7 protein-coding genes are annotated in these 19,135 nt (G+C 64.6%); 1 reads left to right on the top strand and 6 read right to left on the bottom strand.

Annotated elements, in window-relative coordinates:
* Positions 1–17 precede the first annotated feature (17 nt).
* Complete coding sequence (gene lgt, locus OO60_RS22045) at positions 18–1,076, top strand: prolipoprotein diacylglyceryl transferase (protein WP_003081004.1); 1,059 nt, start codon at positions 18–20, stop codon at positions 1,074–1,076.
* 354 nt (positions 1,077–1,430) lie between these two features.
* Here lgt and OO60_RS22040 read toward each other — a convergent pair whose 3' ends face one another.
* The 6 genes from OO60_RS22040 to OO60_RS22015 are packed head-to-tail and all read right to left on the bottom strand — an operon-like array spanning position 1,431 to position 18,911.
* Positions 1,431–3,530 carry a UvrD-helicase domain-containing protein gene (locus OO60_RS22040; protein WP_003081007.1) on the bottom strand — a complete coding sequence of 700 codons (2,100 nt, stop codon included), beginning with the start codon at positions 3,528–3,530 and terminating at the stop codon, positions 1,431–1,433.
* 23 nt (positions 3,531–3,553) lie between these two features.
* Positions 3,554–4,729: an McrC family protein gene (locus OO60_RS22035; RefSeq protein WP_003081010.1), complete on the bottom strand. Its 1,176-nt coding sequence runs from the start codon at positions 4,727–4,729 to the stop codon at positions 3,554–3,556.
* Entirely contained in the window at positions 4,729–6,846 is a 2,118-nt protein-coding gene (locus OO60_RS22030; RefSeq protein ID WP_081655830.1) for an AAA family ATPase, read from the bottom strand. The genes OO60_RS22035 and OO60_RS22030 overlap by 1 nt, the downstream gene beginning before the upstream one ends.
* Entirely contained in the window at positions 6,839–10,882 is a 4,044-nt protein-coding gene (locus OO60_RS22025) for an Eco57I restriction-modification methylase domain-containing protein (RefSeq protein ID WP_003081016.1), read from the bottom strand. The genes OO60_RS22030 and OO60_RS22025 overlap by 8 nt, the downstream gene beginning before the upstream one ends.
* On the bottom strand, positions 10,879–13,707 hold the full coding sequence (locus OO60_RS22020; protein WP_003081019.1) for a helicase-related protein: 2,829 nt from the start codon (positions 13,705–13,707) through the stop codon (positions 10,879–10,881). Before OO60_RS22020 ends, OO60_RS22025 begins: the two co-directional genes overlap by 4 nt.
* Positions 13,704–18,911: a DEAD/DEAH box helicase gene (locus OO60_RS22015; RefSeq protein ID WP_003081022.1), complete on the bottom strand. Its 5,208-nt coding sequence runs from the start codon at positions 18,909–18,911 to the stop codon at positions 13,704–13,706. Before OO60_RS22015 ends, OO60_RS22020 begins: the two co-directional genes overlap by 4 nt.
* Positions 18,912–19,135: the final 224 nt, after the last annotated feature.

Genomic DNA, 19,135 nt, shown 5'->3' with positions numbered 1-19,135 from the left:
GCTACGGTGGCCGCGTGATGAGCGCCTTCCTCGCGACGATCCCCAGCCCCGACCGCGGCGTCTGGCACCTGGGACCGATCCCGCTCCGCGCGTACGCCCTGTGCATCATCGCCGGCATCATCGTGGCGATCTGGTGGGGCGAGCGGCGCTGGGTGGCCCGCGGCGGCACCAAGGGCACGGTGATCGACATCGCGGTGTTCGCGGTGCCGTTCGGCCTGGTCGGCGGCCGGTTGTACCACGTGATCACCGACCCGGAGCTGTACTTCACCGAGGGCCGCAACCCGTGGAACGCGTTCGCGATCTGGGACGGCGGCCTCGGCATCTGGGGCGCGATCGCGCTCGGCGCGGTGGGTGCGCTCATCGCCTGCCGCCGCAAGGGCATCCCGCTGCCGGCGATGGCGGACGCGGTCGCCCCGGGCATCGTCGTCGCGCAGGCCATCGGCCGCATCGGCAACTACTTCAACCAGGAGCTCTACGGCGCGCACACGGACCTGCCGTGGGGCCTGGAGGTCTACCAGCGCTTCAACCCGGAGGACCCGGACAACCTGCTCAACGGCGTCGCGACGGGGCACATCCCGCTGCCGGAGAGCCCGGTGCACCCGACGTTCCTGTACGAACTGATCTGGAACCTGCTGGTCGCGCTGGTGGTGGTGTGGGCGGACCGGCGCTTCAAGCTGGGGCACGGGCGGGTGTTCGCGCTGTACGTGGCCGGGTACACGGTCGGCCGCGGCTGGATCGAGATGATGCGGACCGACACCGCCAACCACATCCTCGGGCTGCGGGTGAACGTGTGGACGTCGATCCTGCTGTTCCTCGGGGCGGTGGCGTACTTCGTCGTCGCCGGTCGGCGGGGGCCGCGGGAGGCGCCGGAGACCCTGGTGAGCAAGGACGCTGCGGTGGATGCCCCGGGGCCGGACGAGGTCCCGGTGGCCGCGGGGGAGGCCCCGGCTGGGGATGCGGAGCCCGAGCGCACGGACGAGCCAGAGCACGCCAAGGTGGCGGCCGAGGCTCCGGCGCCGGAAAAGGTGACCGAGGACACCCCGGCCGAGGAGCCGAAGAAGACTGACGAGAGCTGAGGCACCAGCCCGACGCACCCCAGCGTGCGGTGAGTGCTGGATGCGCCGGATGCCGCATCGGCACTGGAAGGTTGTTGACCTGGCGTAGTCGCAAGGTGACACCAGGTCGCGGCGGTGGCGAGCGTCCTGAATGCCTGCCGTCAGTTTGCCTGGATGTCAGGGTGGGCCAGCCCGGCCGTGGCAGCGCAGTCTGGCGGTGATCCGCGGACCCCCGTGGGCGCCCTGGTGCTCAGCTCTTGCTCAGCCTCCACTCGCCGAGGCAGTCAGCAACTGCGTTCCCGGGACCTAGCCCAAGTTTGGGCTTCGGCTGAATCCTCCGTCGGAGTTCTGCTTCCGCGGTCTCCCCGGCCCTGTTCACCCGTCGGTTCGTGGCAGGAACGAAGAGCGCGTACCTTGCCACGACAGCCGCAATTTTTCGCGCGCTCGAGTGCAGGCGACGAAGAGCAAACAGCGTTCCTGCTGGAGGTCGAGGTTATGGGCAATCGGATCTTCACTCGCCGGGGTGACCGCCTTCGGGAACGGCATTGAGTCCTTGGAGAGCCCGATCACCGCCACCGCCCGAAACTCGAGTCCTTTCATCGCGTGCATCGTCGCGACTGAGATGCGCCCAGCGGTCGGCTTCGATCTAGCGATCGATGTCGCAGGCAGGCCCGCGTTGGTCAGTGCCGACGATGCCGCTTCTGCTTGGCTCCATGTTCGTGCGGCTATGCCGACCTGGTCCGGCTCGATGCCGTCGGCAAGCCACCCTCGGACATCTTTTACCAGGGCCTGCATTTCTTCCCGTGCACTCATCGACGGCCGCAACAGCGGGCGATCGCCATGCACATCCGATCGGCAGCCTGCGAGGGTATCGAGGTCGTCGTTCAGCGCGTCAATTTCCTCGCCTCGCAGTAGGCCGATGCTCCAGCCGAGGATTTCGGCTGTGGTTCGGTAGTTCAGAGTCAAGCGTGCGGACCTGCCTGCGATCTTGATCCCGAGCTGTTTGAGGGAAACCCGATGGTTGTAGATCCTCTGGTGCGCATCGGCCGTGATGAACAGGTCGTTGTCCGATTCCGCCACAGCAGCCCGGAGGAGCCGCCACCCCCACGGGCCGAGGTCTTGTCCTTCGTCGACGACGACGTGCTGGTACGGCTTGGCTGTCCGGTCGGCCAACAGGCGGGCCGCCTCGACACACACCGTCTCGTATGTCCAGCGGTCCAGCCGCCGTAGTTCGTCGAGGAACGCCGCGATCGCTGTCCAGATTTGTTCCTTCTGACGTTGGCCGAGCTGGCGGCCCCGTCCACGGCGTGGCGCGGCCAGATAACCGTCGAAGTCGACGACCTCATTGGCGAGCACAACTTCGCGCCACTCCTGCGCAAGAAACGCATCCGAGAACTTGACACCCGTCGAGCCGATCACCTTGCGCCACGTCTGGCGCTGCTCGTCGGCGGACAAGATGCTGATTCGGCCATACTCCGTCGCGACCACTTGATTGGCGACCTGGTCGACGTGTCGTACGTCAATTCGGCGCAACACGTCGTCATCCTCGACGAGTGTGTGAAGTTGGTTCTCCAGCGAACTGGTCAACGTCTTGGTGAACGTCGTCACAAGGACGGATCGATCTGACGTTGACCGTTCGGCAAGATACTTTGCGCGATGCAGGACCGCAACGGTCTTGCCGGTACCCGGACCACCTGTCACTCGCACCGGGCCGGAAAAGCTCCCGTAGGCAACTCGGTGCTGCACGGGATGCAAGTAGACGCGCCATAGATCGAACGGATAGCTGAAGATTTCCATCAGATCGCCGGGGCCACTGACCAGAACAACTTGCTTGGTCGATCGTGCGAGTGCGGCGGTCACGTCGTCCGGGTCGAATTCACCGGGTTCGACCGTGTCGGCCACCTCGGTCCACACGTCTTCGGGACTCATGCCGAGGGCAAGCCCCAAAAGGGCGTCGTACTGAGGCTCAGGCAGCATCGTGCGGGCCGTTTCGAGCTGCTCGAGGTCGGTGAGTGTGCGAGCGAACGCAAGTACCTGATCGTCGATGCCGAGCCGGCGTAAGTCGGCGTCGCTAACCGCGCCCAATAGCCGTTCCGACGTTGCCGCAGCGCGTTCTTCGAGGCGCGGCATCCGGTCCTCGATTGACGCCACATCACGGATCTCGATGCTGCCGGTGGCTCGGTTGACGGACGCGGACTTCCGCTGTGCCCACCGGTATGCCTCGTCGTGTGGGAGCACGCGAAGCAACAAGTAGGAGTCGCCGGAGGTCGGTGCCAGGACGACGCCTCGCCAGAATTGGTCGATGCGGATGGACTTCAGTCGCGAGTCGCGGACATTGCGGATCAACTCGAGGTGGATGCCGGCGAAAGTAGCCTCTTCGAACTTCGCGAACGTCTCGTACACCCGGTCCTGTACGGACCGTTGAAGCTTTCCGAACTCTCGCAGGAACTCCCGCGCGATCCCCAACGTCGGCACTTGTCCTCCGTTTCTGCTCCGGCTCAGTTTCCGGCGATCTCGACTGCCAGCCGGTCGATCCGGCCCAGGAGGTCGTCCGGCTGGAGGGTCAAATCGAGGGCGTGTGAGACGATCTCCACGCCGGCATGACGCACCACGTGCCGCGCGGGCTCGCCGTTTCCTTGAGCGTAGACAAGGTAGCCGCGACGAAGCCCGAGTGCGGTGCAGTAGGCCAGCATCTGGTAAATGTCCGCGTTCGGGTAGCCTCCTGGCTTCTCTTGCTTGTACTTGGCGTCCACCACCGCCGCGGCTGCTCCGCCGACCCGCCACACCAGATCGGGTTTCATGCCGACGGTGGCTCCTTCGTCGAGGAAACACGAGTACTGAAGATGGGCTCTGCCGTGCGCGTGGGCGAGCAGCGATTCGGCGAGCGCGACCGTCAGGAAGTCCTCGAATACCTTGGCAAGGTCGAACAGGAATCCGGTCGCGTGCGCGGCGCCCGGCGCGTGTTCCGGCGACGTGGCCTGCCAGACGATCTCGGCCAGCCGCAGAGCGGTGTGGTAACGAGCGTTGAGCCTGCTGGGCCGCCAGGCCGGCAACTGCGCTCCGCGGACGAGCGACGTCACGTCGGCGAGTCGCGAGCGCAGTGCGGTAAGCCGCTGGCGGGACTGCCCGTTCACGCGGGGAACCCGGAGCATCCGGGTGATCGCGGCGAGCAGGATCTGGTTCTCCGCGATGTCAACAGTGAAGTCGTCGTGGCGCAATTCCATCGGGATCACCTGCCCGTAGTGCCGACGAAGCTGGTCTGCCTCACGGAGTCGGCCACGCAGGACGTAGGAGGTCTCCTCGATCTCGCGATAGCCCTGGAGCAACCCCTGGCGGAGGGCGCGCTCGGTTTGCCGCCACAGGGCGTTGGCGACCGCGGGTACCAGCCCGTCCCCCGTCGTCAAGCCGACCTCATCATCCCGCCAGCCTGTCGGATCGATCGCGTAGCCGACGAGGAACAGCAGCCGCGCGATGTCCAGCTTGGGACGAATCCACAGGTCAATCTCGCCGATCCGAGCGACGCCCACCTTGCCACGTGCCGAGATATTCCAGCGGCCGGGTACCAGCGCCGAGGGGACAGCCAACACAACTCCGGACCGAGCCAGGCGCTGGCCCTGTTCGGCGGTGAGCAGGTACGTGGAGCTCCCCAGCTCGTCCAGTGTGACGGTCGGCATCAGAGCTCAGCAGGCGGCGTGTTGGTGTTCTTGCGAAGGGAAGCGAGTCGGTAAGGGTCCAGGACTGCGCGTGGGCTGCCGTAATGGTGCTCCTCGAGCAACGGCAGGATCGAGGTCTCCCACACTTCGGCCAGCGCATCCGGTCGGCGGTAGATGTCGGAGTGCATCAGGTACGACGGGCCGATCGCCAGGTCACGGTCGTCGATCGCGCGGTTGAGCGCGTCGAGCAAGTCTGCCGCGTCAGCGTGATGCGTAACCTCGCCGGCATCTACTCGCCGTCGCAACCATTCGCGCAGTAAACCTGAGGTGGGTGGTTGTGAAGGATGAAGCTCGACGAACGCAAATCGCCGGCGCATCGCCGCGTCAACGAGGGCGATAGAGCGGTCGGTGGTGTTCATGGTGCCGATCACGAACACGTTTTTCGGCAGCGTGAAGTCGGCTTCGGTGGAGTACAGGAGACTGATCGAGTCGTCCCGGTACTCGAGCAGGAAGTACAGCTCGCCGAAGACTTTCGCGAGATTCGCCCGGTTGATCTCATCGATGATGAGGATGTACGGGTCGGCCGGGTGCTGGCGAGCGTCGTCCACCAGCGCCCGGAACGGGCCGGGCCGCAGCTCGAAGGCCAGCTGGCCGTCATCGCGCTGCACCGGCCGGAAGCCTTCGAAGAAGTCCTCGTAGGTGTAGGAGGGGTGGAACTGCACGAGCTTGATCGCACTCGGCTCGGCGAGGTGCTGCGCGATCTTCCGAGCGAGGAACGTCTTTCCGGTGCCCGGCGGGCCGTAAAGGATCAACTGACGGCGGTGCCACAGCAGGTCGGCCTGGCGCTGAAGCCAGGCCTGGTCGATCATCAGCTCGTCGGCCAGCTCAGCGCTGACGGGCCTGAACTCCAAAGGCTTGTGGGGCGCCGGTGCTGGTTTTTCGACTTCAATGTCGAGCTCATGCAACAGTTTTTCGACCGTAGCGAGGTTTTCGGTGAGATCGACGACGTCGGATTGGTTGTGCAGCTTGGCGGGCAGCGGGTCTGGCAGCTTCGCGAACGGCACCGGGCGGGTGTCGTTGAGCCACTCGACGGAGCGCCGCAGGTTGGAGCGCTGATCGCTTGAGTTCGTGTACTCGGCGTCGCCGGCCACCCGGCCCAGGTAGGTCTTGCCACCACTGGTGGTGAGCACCAGGTCGCCGACTCGCATCCGGTTGCAGAAGGCGTCGAACTCGGTGACCTTCGCCTCGCGCGCGGAGTAGGGCTTGTGCTGGTAGTCCTCGTCCACGAAGGATTTGAGGTCCGCTCGCGATACCGGCATGCTGACGGCACGGAGCCCGGATGCAGCCAGTGACATCGAACGCTTGTGAAGCCACACCGGCACAAGATCCCGACCCTCTACCGAGGAGCCTCGCACCAGCCAGGCCCGCTTCGTCGAGATCGAGTCCAAGGGTTCGACCTCGGCCAGTCGTTCTCGCAGGTCGGCGGCGGTCATCCGTTGCTGTTGAGAGGCCAGGCGGTCGGCGCCGACGTCGACGCCTTCGTTCGCCAACCGCTGCAGGATGTCTGCGCCTCGGAAGTTCACGTTTAGCATGCCTTGCGGCAGCTCCGAACCGTCCCCGTTGAGCACTCGGTAGGCGTTGGCATGACCTACCTGTGCTAGGAAGTGCGCGACCGTGGCCGGATCGGCGCCGGTCAGCTCTCCGAGATCGTCCGGCGCGGTCCAGAACCCTGGGCCGACCAGGCTCAGCGCTCGGGAAATGGTCTGCTCCTCGCCGCTGAGTCGTTGCAGAGCCTGCTTGCGCTGCCGAAGCGTCTCAGCAAGGCGACGGCGCAACTCGGCGTGCAACGCGTCACCGGGGAAGGTGTCCAGCGCCAGGCCACCGGCCTCGGTCAGCGACCAGCCGCCCACTTTGGTGAGCCAACCGATGGTCGCGGCGTCACCGGTGTGCCATCGCAGGTGGTTCTCCCACCGCGTCTGACCGTTCTTGTCGATGGGCTCGAGCTCGTAGTCCGTGAACTCCACGCGCTCGGCGACCTGGGCAAGGACTTCTCGGCCAGGGGTGGGTGCGCCCAGATCGCGCATCACTTCCATGCAGGTCCGAAGCAGCGGAGCAGCGCGAACAGCGTGATCAGCCATGGTCTACCGTCCCTGAGTCAGTGCGCTCCGGATGGCGTGGCCCCTGGCCGGGTGGTGGGTCGAGCCTGGTCTGGTACGGTTCGCGGGTTTCGATCGCCTTGGCCATGTCGTCGTAGATGTCGAGGATTGCCTGCTTGGTCCGGGCGAACCGCTCGGGATCGTTGTTTCTGAACGCGCGGAACGTGTCCATGATGTAGTCCACGTCGTCGTGCGGGACGCCGTAGAGGTGGAAGTAGGCCGCGTCGAGTTCGGCGCGCAGCCAGAAGCGGCGCTCTTCGTCCCAGCGGAACGGGGGGCCTTCGTCGCCGTGGTCGCGAGCGAACCCGGTCATGTCGTAGGTCGTGTAGGCGAGCTCGATGACACGATCGGTTATCCACCCGCCTGTGGCCTGCGAACTGGCCCAATCGCACACTTCGTCGTAGGTTCGAGGTGGAAGGACTGCAAGTTGGTTTAGGTAGCCATAAGTAAGATGTGTTCCGCCCATCTTCTGTCTCGTGATGTAGTCGAGCGAAAACGAGCACAGGTTTGCGTAAAGAGGCGTGACACGAGGTTCTTTCGATATAACAATAGGATTTGTATGCGCGATTGCAGCTCTCGGAATTGCGGAGCAGATGAGAGTGCGCTCGTTTGCTGTAGTCGTTATATCGCGCCAACCGAGTAGCCAGTCTTTGTTCCAGTCCTTACGTGCGAGCCGGGCGTCGACCTCCGATTCGGCAACCCAGTAGCGAGCCAGGACGGCAAAATTCGGGTCGTCCTTCTGCTCTGCGGTCGTTCGAGGAAGAGTGCCCTTGTTGAGCTGCGCTTGAGAAGCGCCCTCGTAGGTACTGAATCGGTGGTCGAAGTGGTGGACCATCTTCGCTTCGTGGAGCGGAAGCATTCGCTGGCCGTCGCGTTCGAACAGGTTTCCGGCGAGCTTCCAGCCTTCGTGCTCTAAGGTCTCACGATCGTGGAACAGGTTCGCGTCGTTCGCCATATGAAACATCGCCTGGAACGAGAGCCGCCAGGGGTTGTCCTCGGGTTCTTCTCGCCAGAGAACCGAGTTGATGTGCCGATACATTGCCAGCGTGATCTCGGCATTGCGCCTGTAGTCAAAAACCGGGCACGTACCCGTGTTTGGATTGAGTAGGTCAATGTCTTCCTGAGTGAAAACGAATCGACGGTCGAGGATTTGGCTCGCCTGTCGAACCCGGAATGCGAGGTTGATCTCGCTGAGCGGCGTGCTCTGACCCGAGCCAGTCCACAAGCAGAAACGGAACTTGTTTGTGACTGTTTGAAATATTTTCTCTTCGTTCTCAAAATCATAGATGGAGGCGAGGGTGCGAGTTTTGATGAGGTCCTTGAAGAAGTACTGTGTGGTAGCGTCCGTGGCGATACCGGTAGGTAGTACCATGCCGACGCGAGCGCGTGGAGCTAGGATGGTGCGGCCGGTTTCGGCGAACACGGCATAGGTGTTGATGTCGCCGCGGCCTGTCAGTGGATACCGGCCACTTTCGCGCAGCAGATGACTCCAGCCGTCAGACAAGCGCAGCTCCGCCGCGAACTCTTCGTGCAATCTCTGATTATACACCTCGTCGCTGGTGGCCAAAGCGGCAATCATCTTCTTGCGGGCTGCCGCGTTCTTGGCGGTCGCGATTTCCGGTCGGCGGGAGGCGAAGAACTCCTGCTCCTGCAGTTTGATTCGCTCCCAGGGCGGGTTTCCGAGCACGCATGAAAAGCCGCCCTGCCAGCCCGTCGACCCATTCACATTGGACCCGGTCTCAAGCACGGCGAAGATGTGCGGAAATTCCACGTGCCAGTGGAAGAAACGATAGTCTCTCGCCAACTTCTCGACCATGCTGGCGGTGTGGGCGCGCTCCAGGGTGTCCGGGTCGCCCTTGATCCAGTCCAAGGTCGACTGCACGACAGCCTGCAGTGCAGTCTCCTTGGTCTTTGGCTGCACGAATGCGGAGCACCAGGCGTCGGCGACCCGCTTGGCGCTCAACCGCTCACCATCGATGTCGCGCAGCCGGGCGCGCTGGACGTAGACATCCGTGAGGCTGCGCGCATCGGTGCGCACCAGTTCCCTGGTGTGCTCGGCGATTTCCGTGTTCACGATGAGCGGGCCGTCGGAGGCGAAGAGATCAAAGATGCCTTCGGCTTGTTCGGCGTTGCGCTTGACGATCGCCCGGACTGCGTCCTTATCATCGCCGATCAGCGCCTTGAACGCTTCCTTGGGAATGCCCTTGTCGATCAGCGCCGGAGTAGTGCCCAGAAGGGAGTTGCCGACACGGATGTTGGCGTCCAGGAACGGCAGCGGGAAACCCGGTTCGACTGCTTCCAGCCAGAGCGACACCTTGGCCAGCTCGGCGGCAGTCTCGTTGATGTCGACACCGTAGACGCAGCGGCTCACCACCTCGCGCATCGCGTGGCGCACCAACTTCGGCGACGGCTCGTTCTCGCCGCTGCGCAGCTGAGCCACCCGTCGCGCGATCCGGCGAGCGGCGGCCACGAGGAAGTGGCCAGAACCACACGCTGGGTCGCACACGGTGACGTTCAGCAGAGCCTCGACTTGGGCGTCGGCGGCGTCGATTCCCTGCACTGCATCGTCGAGAACCGGGTCGAGCGCGCTATCCAGCAGCGCTTCGGTCAGCGACGAAGGGGTGTAGTAGGAGCCTGTCGTCTTGCGCTCGTTCCCGGCTGCCGCGGTCAGCCCGAAGACCTGCTCGTCGGGGTCGTACGCCGGGTGCAGCTCCAGCAGAGACTCGTAGACGCTGCCCAGCTCCTCGGAGTCCAGGTTCAGAAAGTCCACCTGCCTGCGCTGACCTGCGCTGTCGACAATCGCCAGGTGGCGCACGGCCGTGATCAGCGCCTCGTTGGTCAGCCGCATGCCCTCCAAGGGCTCGTCGAGCTCATCCGGTCGGCTCGGCTCGATCGCGGTGTCTCCGTCGCGGGTGATCCGAGCGAAGATGCCGCCGATGCCCGGCACGCCCAGCTCCGGGCGGCCCTGCTCAAGCCCGAGCCCGACGAACACCAGATGCACGGACTCCCACAAGTCCTCGTGTTGGTCGGTGCTGCCCCTGCGGGCACGGTCGCGCAGCCGTCGTGCCGAGAAGTAGGTGTCGTAGCGTTTCCGGACCTCCTGCGGTGCGGCTGGATCCAGCAGCACGTTGCGGTCTTCGGCGACAAACCAGAACAGCAGCCGGTACACCAGCCGCAACACAGAGCGCTTGTAATCTTCGGCGAGTAGTTCACCGCTGGCCAGGCGACGGTTCAGCGCGCCATTCGCGGGGTGCCGGGCGAACCCGGTGCCGAGCGTGTTGATCGCCTGCTCCACCCCACCGCGAAGTCGTTCCAACGCCCGTTCGCCTTGCTGGATGGCCGTGGTCCGCCACGTCTCCAGCCAGCACGACGAGGGCGACTCACCGGCGCGAACGGCGAACCGCGTTGCGTGCAGGAGGCGATACAGCAGGAGGAAATCCGGGAACATGCCCTCGTCGAAGATCAGCTCGAGATCGAACTCGACGTAGGCCGAGCCGGCCAGCGATCGGGAGTCGCGCAGCAACCGCAACCGCTGGCCGTTGGAGACCATCGCGTACAAGTGGTCGTCGGTGCGGTTCAGGAGCTCCTGCAGCATCGACTGCGGGGCGGCGTCTGCGGCACCGGCGACGCCCTTGGTGCGGTGGTCGAGGTCGGTGCCCCATGGCAGCCAGTGCACGGGGACGTGCTGCCAGCGGTGGCTGACCTTGAACTGCTTGTCGCCGACGGTCAGGCCACCCCGCAGCTCCTCCAACGGGCCGTATCCGAGGCCGTCGTTGCCGAAAACTGCCCGCAACCAGTCTCGTGTACCGCGATTCTTGTCGCGGGACAGCGCGCGCCATTCCTTGGTCAAGTCCTCGAACGCGCGCGAGGCCGCCTCGCGAACCGTTCGCCGGGCTCCCAAGCCGTAGTCGGCCGGGCTTCTCCCGGCGAGACTCGCGTCGTCCATCGTCCGCGCGAACAGGTCAGCCGGCAGCAGCCCGCCGGCGACTCGAAGTGAGGGAAAAGGGACGCGGCTCATCGCACACCTGCCGGCACGGGCAGGTAGACGTACACACCGAGCACATCGACCGGGGTGTGAGCCTGCACTTCGATCTTGCTGACACCCGCCTGGCGCGACGCTGTGCGTACCCGAGTGTGCGATTCACGCAGTCGATCGGCGACCTCGGCGGCCTGTTCGTCCAACGCATCCCTCAACTTGTCCAGTTGGCCTACCGCTCGTTGCAAGTCGTCCTGAGCTTGCTCCAACGCCAGGTTGCCGCTCGGCTGGGTCGCGAGCAGCGCCTCCACTTCTGCTGTGGACAGCCATTCCGGCTCATCCGGCCTGCCCCGGAAAGCCACTGTCCGCGCCTCTTCAGCGACCATCGTGCGAACGCCATCCCGACCCGGCAACCGCACGTGCATCCGGAATCGCAGCAGTAGCTGCGTCGTGCGCCGGGTTACCGCGTCGGTGCGCATGGCGCCACAGCGACGGGCCGGGCGAGGGCCTGGTGTTCGCGGGTCAAGAGCGCTGTCGAGGACATAGCGGGCGATCGCGGCGACCGAGAGATCGGTGCGATCGAGGTGGGCATGCTTCGGCCGCACCGGCAGCTCAGAGCGGAACGGCAGGGGTTCAGCGTGACCCGGCGGCAGCGCATCCTGGAGCCCCCACGGCAGGGTCGTGGTCACCGCGTCGAAGCCGTCGGGTTTCAAGGTGATGGACGAGCCGAGCGCGTCCAGAGACTCCCGGACGAAACCGGTGATCTCGGTGTTCGCACCAAGGCTGGCGCGGACCTCGGCGAGTTCGGCAGCGACCTCGTCCGGCTTGATACCGGTCTGCGCGAACTTGGTCAGAGCTGCATTTTCCTTGTCCGCATAGCTGTCCCACTCCTCATGCAGCGACTTGCGATGCGCCGCCAATGCGTCTTCGAAGCCCTCGAGCATCGGCTGTTCAGCGACCGGAGCAGTCACGAACAGCTCTTCGAGCACTGCCTCGACGACGGCATTCGCGGAGTCCGGCACGGGCACACTGATGCCGAGCTGTTTGCGGATCTCGTTGTGCTTGCGCAGCAGGACTCGCATCACGATCTCGTCGATCTGGTTGTCGGCCCCGATCACAGTGACCGCTCGGACCTCCTTGCGCGGCTGGCCGAACCGATCGACACGGCCCTCGCGCTGCTCATGGCGAGTCGGGTTCCACGCGAGGTCGTAGTGCACCACTGCCTGGAAGTATTCCTGCAGGTTGACGCCCTCCGACAGACAGTCCGTCGCGACCAGCACATGCCGCCCGGGCTGGCTGGTCAACTCTCCGATCGTGCTTTCTCGCACCGAAGGACTCAGTGCGCCGGTGACTGCTGCGACGGTCGCCGCGCGGTCGAGCGAACCGCGCAGATGCTCGGCAACGTACTCGGCGGTGTCGATGAAGCGGCAGAAGATCACCGGGTCGTAACCGTCGCCGAGCAAGGACTGCACGGTCTCGTCCAGGCATGCCAGCTTGGCGTCGCCGGGGCCCTCGAGCTGCTCGGCGCGGCGAGCGAACTCCAGCAACCTGCGTCGCTCGGTGTTGCCGCCCTCAGCGACATCGTCAGCACCAGGCGTGATGTCGACCGATTCAGCAGCCTCGTCCTCGGCCAGGTCGAGCACGGTGGCCCGGCCGATACGGTCTGCTTCCTCGGTCGACGTGGCACCTGCCGCTTGTGCCCTGGTGCGCAGGGTTGCGGCAGCTGCCTTGGGCGACGAAGCGAGCGCACGCAACAGCGCGAGCGCCGACCAGTAGCGAACCCGCTGGCGGAGCGGACCGCCAGTCTGGTCCCGTACCGTCTCCCTTGCGTAGGACAGCACGGCACCGAACAGCTTGGCGTAGTCGTTGGTGAGGTAGTACTTCCGCTCCTGGACCTTCCTGTCCTCAGGGAACGGGGTGTCCTCGACGAACTTCCGGATGTGTGCACGCCGGCGTTGCACCATGTGCCGGGCCAGTCGCTCGCGACCTTTCGCCGAACCAAGGTCAAGGCCACGCAGCTCGGGGTCGAGCAAGGCGATCAGGTTGCGGAAGCCCTCGTCCTTACCGCTGTGCGGAGTGGCGGTGACCAGAAGCAGGTGTCGGCTACGATTCTCGGCCAAGCGGCGGACGAGGTCGTAGCGCAGGGTGCGCTCTCCTGACGATGACCCGTCGGCAACGCATGTGTGCGCTTCGTCGACGATCACCAGGTCAGGGCAAGCGCGGACGAAGTCGTCGCGGTGCCGGGGCGACTTGATGAAGTCGGTGGACACGATCGTGTGCGGATAGAGCTCGAAGATCGATTCGTCGTCCAGTCGGTTGCGCTCGAGCCGTTTCACCGTGCCGGGCAGTACCAACTCCGCGTCGATCCGGAACTTGCTCGCCAGCTCGGCCTGCCATTGTTCGGCCAGCGCGGGCGCGCACAGAACGGTGAGACCCAGCGCACTGCCTTGTGCCAGCAGTTCCGCGGCGATCAGGCCGGCCTCGACCGTCTTGCCGATCCCGACATCGTCGGCGATGAGCATGCGGACGGTATCCTGGCGCAGCGCCATGAGCAACGGCACCAGCTGATACGGCCGTGGTTCGACAGCGAGGCCCGCCATTGACCGGAACGGGCCCGCGGTCGACCTGAACCCGACCTGCAGAGCGGTACGGAGTAGCCCCGCGCTCACCGCGTTGCCCGCGTCCGCCGGATCGGGGGCGGCGAAAGTAGCATGGCTGACCTGCTCGATCGCGGTCAGGATGCCGGCGACCTCGTCATCTCGACCTCCGAGAGGTCGAACCACCAGCAGGTCGTCCGCGGAGTCAGGGAGCACCACCCAGTCCCGTCCCCGCGCCCGCACCAACGACCCGGCGGCGAAGTCGCTCACCCGTTCCTCCTTCGGCTTGTCCCGAACACACTGGGGTATCGCTTAACGATCTCCGAGTATGTCGCTCCGAACGGCACTCGTATTACGAACCAGCCAGCATCTCGCAGCGCTTCCTCAGCGAAGTCGTCACGTCTGATGGCTGCGGAGTCGTCGGACTCGTCGACGAACACGGCGACGGGCCCGGTGGAGGGTCGATAAACCAGGTCAGCAGCCACGTCGAAGTCCGGGAGCTTGACGCCGACGTCGTCGGGGTAGCGGTACTCCATGTCCCGCAGCCACGACACGAAGTCCAGCCGCGCCGGGTGCCCGAAGGCCTTGTCCTGTGCCGTTTCCCATGCGTCGATCGGATCTCGGGTGGCGGACCTATCGGTGGTGGAGTGGACACAGGAAAGCAGGAGTTCCTTCGTGAGGTGGCGGTCGATCAGAAGGTGGCTGCCCTGGTTGCTGTACGAAAGCAGACAGTCGTAGCACGCGCGGGCGCACCGTTCGCCTGTGCCATCCATGTCACCACCGGTGTCGGCACCGGTCTCGGGATCGAAGTGACAGATCTCCAGGGCGCGACGGGCCGCACGTTGCAGCGCGGACCGCTCCTCGACCAGGCGCCGCAACACGCCGGCGCCTCCCTCCGCGCTCTCGACGAATAGCACCCTGCCTCGGTTTTCGTGATCCGGTAGCAGCTCACTTGCCAGTTCGCTGTCCTCGAGCTGGAATTCAGCCTCAATCCCACGCTCCAGGGCGTACATGAACGAACGCGCTGCCGCTTCGCTGACCTCGTGGCCTGCGACTCTGGTGATCAAAATGTTGCGGCTATCCTCCACGTACGGCACGACCTTCTGCTTCTTCGGCACGTCGTCCGCCGCCTCCAGATCGTCATCGCCTTGACCGTCGTTCGCCAACGCTTGCTGTTCCGACAACCAGCGGCCGGTCTGCACGTCGATCCAGTACCCGATATTGCTGTGCGGGTCGCGCCGTCGCCGCAGGCCGAGATTGGTGACGCGCACCGTCGCCGTGTCGCCGTACTGCAGAGTCAGCACCGGGTTACCATCCGTACTCGCGACCGCATCAAGCCGTCCAGGGCGGGCACCGTGATCGTTGAACCGGTAAGAGGTGATCAGCTCGTACCCGGTGCGACGCCGTTCTTCCTCATCGGAGGAGATCCGGTCTCTCCGGTTCGCCCGTACCGTCTGCAACCGCAGCAGCCGGTACATCGTCGCGCCCAGCTGATGCCCGCATGAGTCGCACACGTCCGACCCGACCTCGGTGTCGTGCTGATAGCCGCAGGCGGAACAGCGCCGGGCCGCTGTCGTGTCCAAACCTGGCCCCCCGTCCTCCCCCGGCGTCAATTGCACCTGGTTGACCTGGTAGCGCACTCCCTCGTGGTAAACGAGCGCACTCGGGCCGAATTCGCTGATCGCGATAAACCGCGGCCGCTGGATAAACTCGGCGTCCCCGCCGATCCCGCGCCGTCCCGGCACATAGGCTCGGAGCGGCAAACGAGGGAAGGAGTAACCTGGCAGGAAACCTTCGGCCGCCAAGTAACGATAGGAGTAGAAATCCGTCTGGTACTCGTCGCTGTCATCCAGCCGCAGCAGTCGTAGCTGGTTCTCAGCCTCACGGCGCCGACGCGTCGCTTCTTCCCTGGACTTCGGGCTGCTCGAGTGATCGAGAATGACCTTGTTCTGCTTCTCTTGCTCGCGCACGGCGGACCGGAACAGCTCACGCCAGCGTTCCAGCGCACGATCGAATTCCAACTCGGCGTCTGTGACAGCCCGCTCAATCCAATCGGGATGCCACCAGGATGTGCGCTCCAATTGACCGGCGAGCCCGGCGAGGACCAAGCCGGCGTGCTGGATGGCTTGCTCCCTCGCAGCTACGGAGCTGATCTCTTGGCGCACAGACGTTGCGATCGGCAACTGTGGCGAGCTCGTGTCGATCACCTTCGCCAGCGACCGGTCCAGGCGAACTCCCGTCTCGGCCAGCCAGATCGCGTGTACATGGGAGCGCAGCAGGTCCTCGTTGGTGAGGTCCAGGCGAGGAGGTGCCACGGAACCGCCGACCATCTGGTCACGCTTGCGGAAGTAGTACTGGTCGTGGGCGTTGCCGGTGGCGCAGTACGTGACGACCAGCGCCGGTTGGCCGGAACGGCCGGCCCGACCTGCGCGCTGTGCGTAGTTGGCCGGCGTCGGCGGCACGTTGCGCAATCCCACGGCGTTCAAACTCGCGATGTCGATGCCGAGCTCCATCGTGGGGGAGCAAAACAGTACCGGCAGATCGCCCCGGCGAAACTCGTCTTCGCGCTCGATCCGATTCTCATTGGATACCTGCGCAGTGTGCTCTCGAGCGTGCATACCCGCAAGAGTCTCCGCCACACTCGAATAGAGGCGGCGGAAGAACGGGTTGACCCGTGGCCCTAGCGCAGAGGCGACCTCTTTGCGTACCGGGTCGTCGGCGCCGGCCTTGCCATCGCCGGCTCGCCAAATGATCGCGGAGGCTTTGAGCTGGTATCCCGGAGCGCCGTCCGCCTCGTTGGTGCGGCTGACGGCCAGGAGGCCGCACTCCTCGAGGACATGGAGCAGATCGGTGATGATCTTTTGGGCGTCTTCGCGCCCAAGTTTCCCGGGCAGGGCCGGAAAGGTGGTTGATCGGAGGAGGTAGCGGCCGTACGCCCCGTATCCACTGAGGTAAAGGTGGTCGCGGCGGGTTCCCTTGCCACCGGGGCGGGCGAACGCCTTACCCGTCCGCGGTTCGCTCTCACGTTCAGGCAGTGCCCATGGTTCGTCGAGGTGCTGGCTGCTGAGTTTGCGGAGCTGCTCGAAACCGATGGGGTCGAAGCAGTCGACATCGACCGCCAGCACCCTCCGCAACTCGTCCAAGAGGATGCGCATCAATTCCCGGCGATGCTCGGCGTCGTCGTCACGCAAGGTGTGGTGACGGTTCTCCCACAATGACTGGTCGGCCGCGATGTCCGGTAGATCCGTGTAATCGATGCGAAGGAGACCAGTCTGCTCGAGGTTCGGCATGGTAATTCGCCAGCCTCGTTCCAAGTCCTGGTATATCCGGTAGCCCACGACTCGGCGCAGGGCTTCCCAGGCTCGCCGCTCGACGCTGAACCGGGCGGTCTTGTTCTGCGCGAAGTCTGGAATCGACAGTCCGAGCGCATCGGTCACCTTTTGCTCGATGACTTCGTGAGTCAAACCGTCCGGGGCCTCGGATACTGCGTGGAACAACGCCCCGCGCAGCTGACTGACCTGGATGAAGTCGTTGAAGTGACCGGCTTGCAGGCTGGCGTCCTGCCGATTGTCCGCGAAGGCGAGCAGCTTGCGCGCAGCCTTCGGAAGGTCGGACTGTGTTCGGAGGCTTCGGACGATGCTTGCGCTTACCACCGACGTGGCCGAACTACGTCCCTCTGCGGAGAGGGAAGCCAGTTTGCCGAAATCGCTGCTGCGCAACTGCTCGTAGGAGACCCGACAGCGTAGGCAGAAGGCAAAGGCGCCCTCGATGAACGCGAATTCGACACCGATCGCGCGGTCGGTTACCCGGCCTGTTACGTCAAGGTGCAGCTGTTCGGGGAGCCGGTCGCGGCGACGCGGTGCGAGGGAAACATTGCCGCTATCGTCTGTGACCAACCACGACTCCGGCAGTCGCTGCTCACTGATCGCAACGTGGAAATCGGCCGGCCACGGGATGTCCTCGCTGGTGAACAGGTATCCGGGTACGCCGCCGTGGGCTTCGCCGTCGGCCCGGGACACAAAGCGGTCATAGCCACCGTCGTCGATCCGCTGCACGACGAGGTATTCCTGGCCGCACTCTCGACAGAATGCGGCGGGCAAGAGGATGGCATCGGCTCGGTCGGGCTGTGGCACCGTTGCTTGGTATCGGCTGGTCACATACCGTTTTGAGGGTGGCTGCAGGCTGAGATAGACGTTGTCGCCTTTGGACAGGAACTGATGCAGTCTGAAGGCAAACACCGGACGTTGGGTACGAGGGTCGACGATACGCGCGCCGTGTTGCAGTGTCCGTGCGACTGCGGCCGCGCAGGTTTCGTCGGGTAGTCCGGTTTCGGCTGCGAGTGCGGCTGCTGCGTCGTGAACAGTGGACGGTTTCGGTGGACGGATCAGTCTGCCGTGGGCTTCGACGATGCCGAATCGTCTTTCCACCCAAGCTGCCAGAGGATCGCTCACGAAGCTCGTGTAGTCGTCATAAGTGCTGGTGGCGCGCTGTGTGCTCGTCCGGAGTTCGGCAATGTCGTCCGGATTGCCAATGGTGGCGCGGTCGAGCGTCTCGCCGATGACATTCGGTGCCGCTACCGGAATGCCGAAGAGGTCGCCGGCGACGGAAGCCACAGTGGCCTTTCGGTCCTCTTCGGTGCCTTCTGTGGTCATGGTGGCCGACGTCCCGACGCATTGGAGCTTGGTCGCCGAGCACGCATCCTGGAGTCGCCGTACCAGCATGCCTACATCTGCGCCGGAACGGCCCCGGTATGTGTGCAGCTCGTCCAACACCAGGAAGCGCAAGTCGGCGGCCGCGGTGATGAGTCTTTCCCGCTCCTCGGGGCGGGTCAGAACCAGCTCGAGCATGACATAGTTGGTGAGGATGATGTCTGGTGGACGTGCAAGGATTTCTGCTCGGTCTGACTCTGGGTCCTGTCCGGTGTAGCGCCGGAAAGTGACTAATTGCTCCTCCGGATCCATGCCGTTGCGGAGAAATTTCTCCAGCTCGTTCCGTTGGCTGTTGGCGAGCGCGTTCATGGGGTAAACGATGATCGCCTTCACCCCGGGCCGGTAGGTTCCGGCTGCGCGTTGACGAAGCACGCTGTCCACGATGGGTACAATGTAACTCAGGCTCTTACCGGAGCCAGTTCCGGTGGTGAGCACGTAACTGGCTCCGCTGCGGGCAATCTCGATGGCCTGACGCTGGTGCTCGTGAAGACTGAGTGGATACCCGGTCGCTCCGGGAGCGTCTTTGCCGACTCGGAAGATCCGATCGCAATCCGGGTGCAGGCGCCCTTGCGCAACCAGTTCCGCCACTGTGCCGCCCGAGGCGAAGTTCGGGTTCAGTGACAGGTAGGGATCAGGCCACTGGTCACCATCGCGCAGCCGCGCGTCGACGTGCTGACGGATTCGAGGGTCGTAGATCTCGCTGAAGCCGGAGGTGAACTCGCGGTAGTCGTCAATGAGGTGCTCGTGTACTTCAAAAACATCCATGCTTGCAGCCCCCGGTAGATCGGCTGCTGACAGGCTAGCTGTAGCTAGCTCGGGTCCGGTCGGCAACACGTTGCCTCGGATGTGCGTTTGCCAAGACTGGATCGATACAGTCAACTTCGTTGACGAACCTGCCGCGGGGGGAGTAGGAGATGGCGCTCTGCCGGGTGGACGGCGCCGCGTTTGGGTTCGATGAGCTTGTGCGTCGGCTGTGGCAGCAGGACGGG

Source organism: Amycolatopsis vancoresmycina (assembly GCF_000716785.1).
Lineage (GTDB): Bacteria > Actinomycetota > Actinomycetes > Mycobacteriales > Pseudonocardiaceae > Amycolatopsis > Amycolatopsis vancoresmycina.
Note: the sequence above shows the minus strand (reverse complement) of the source record. Positions and strands in the feature narration are given on the sequence as shown.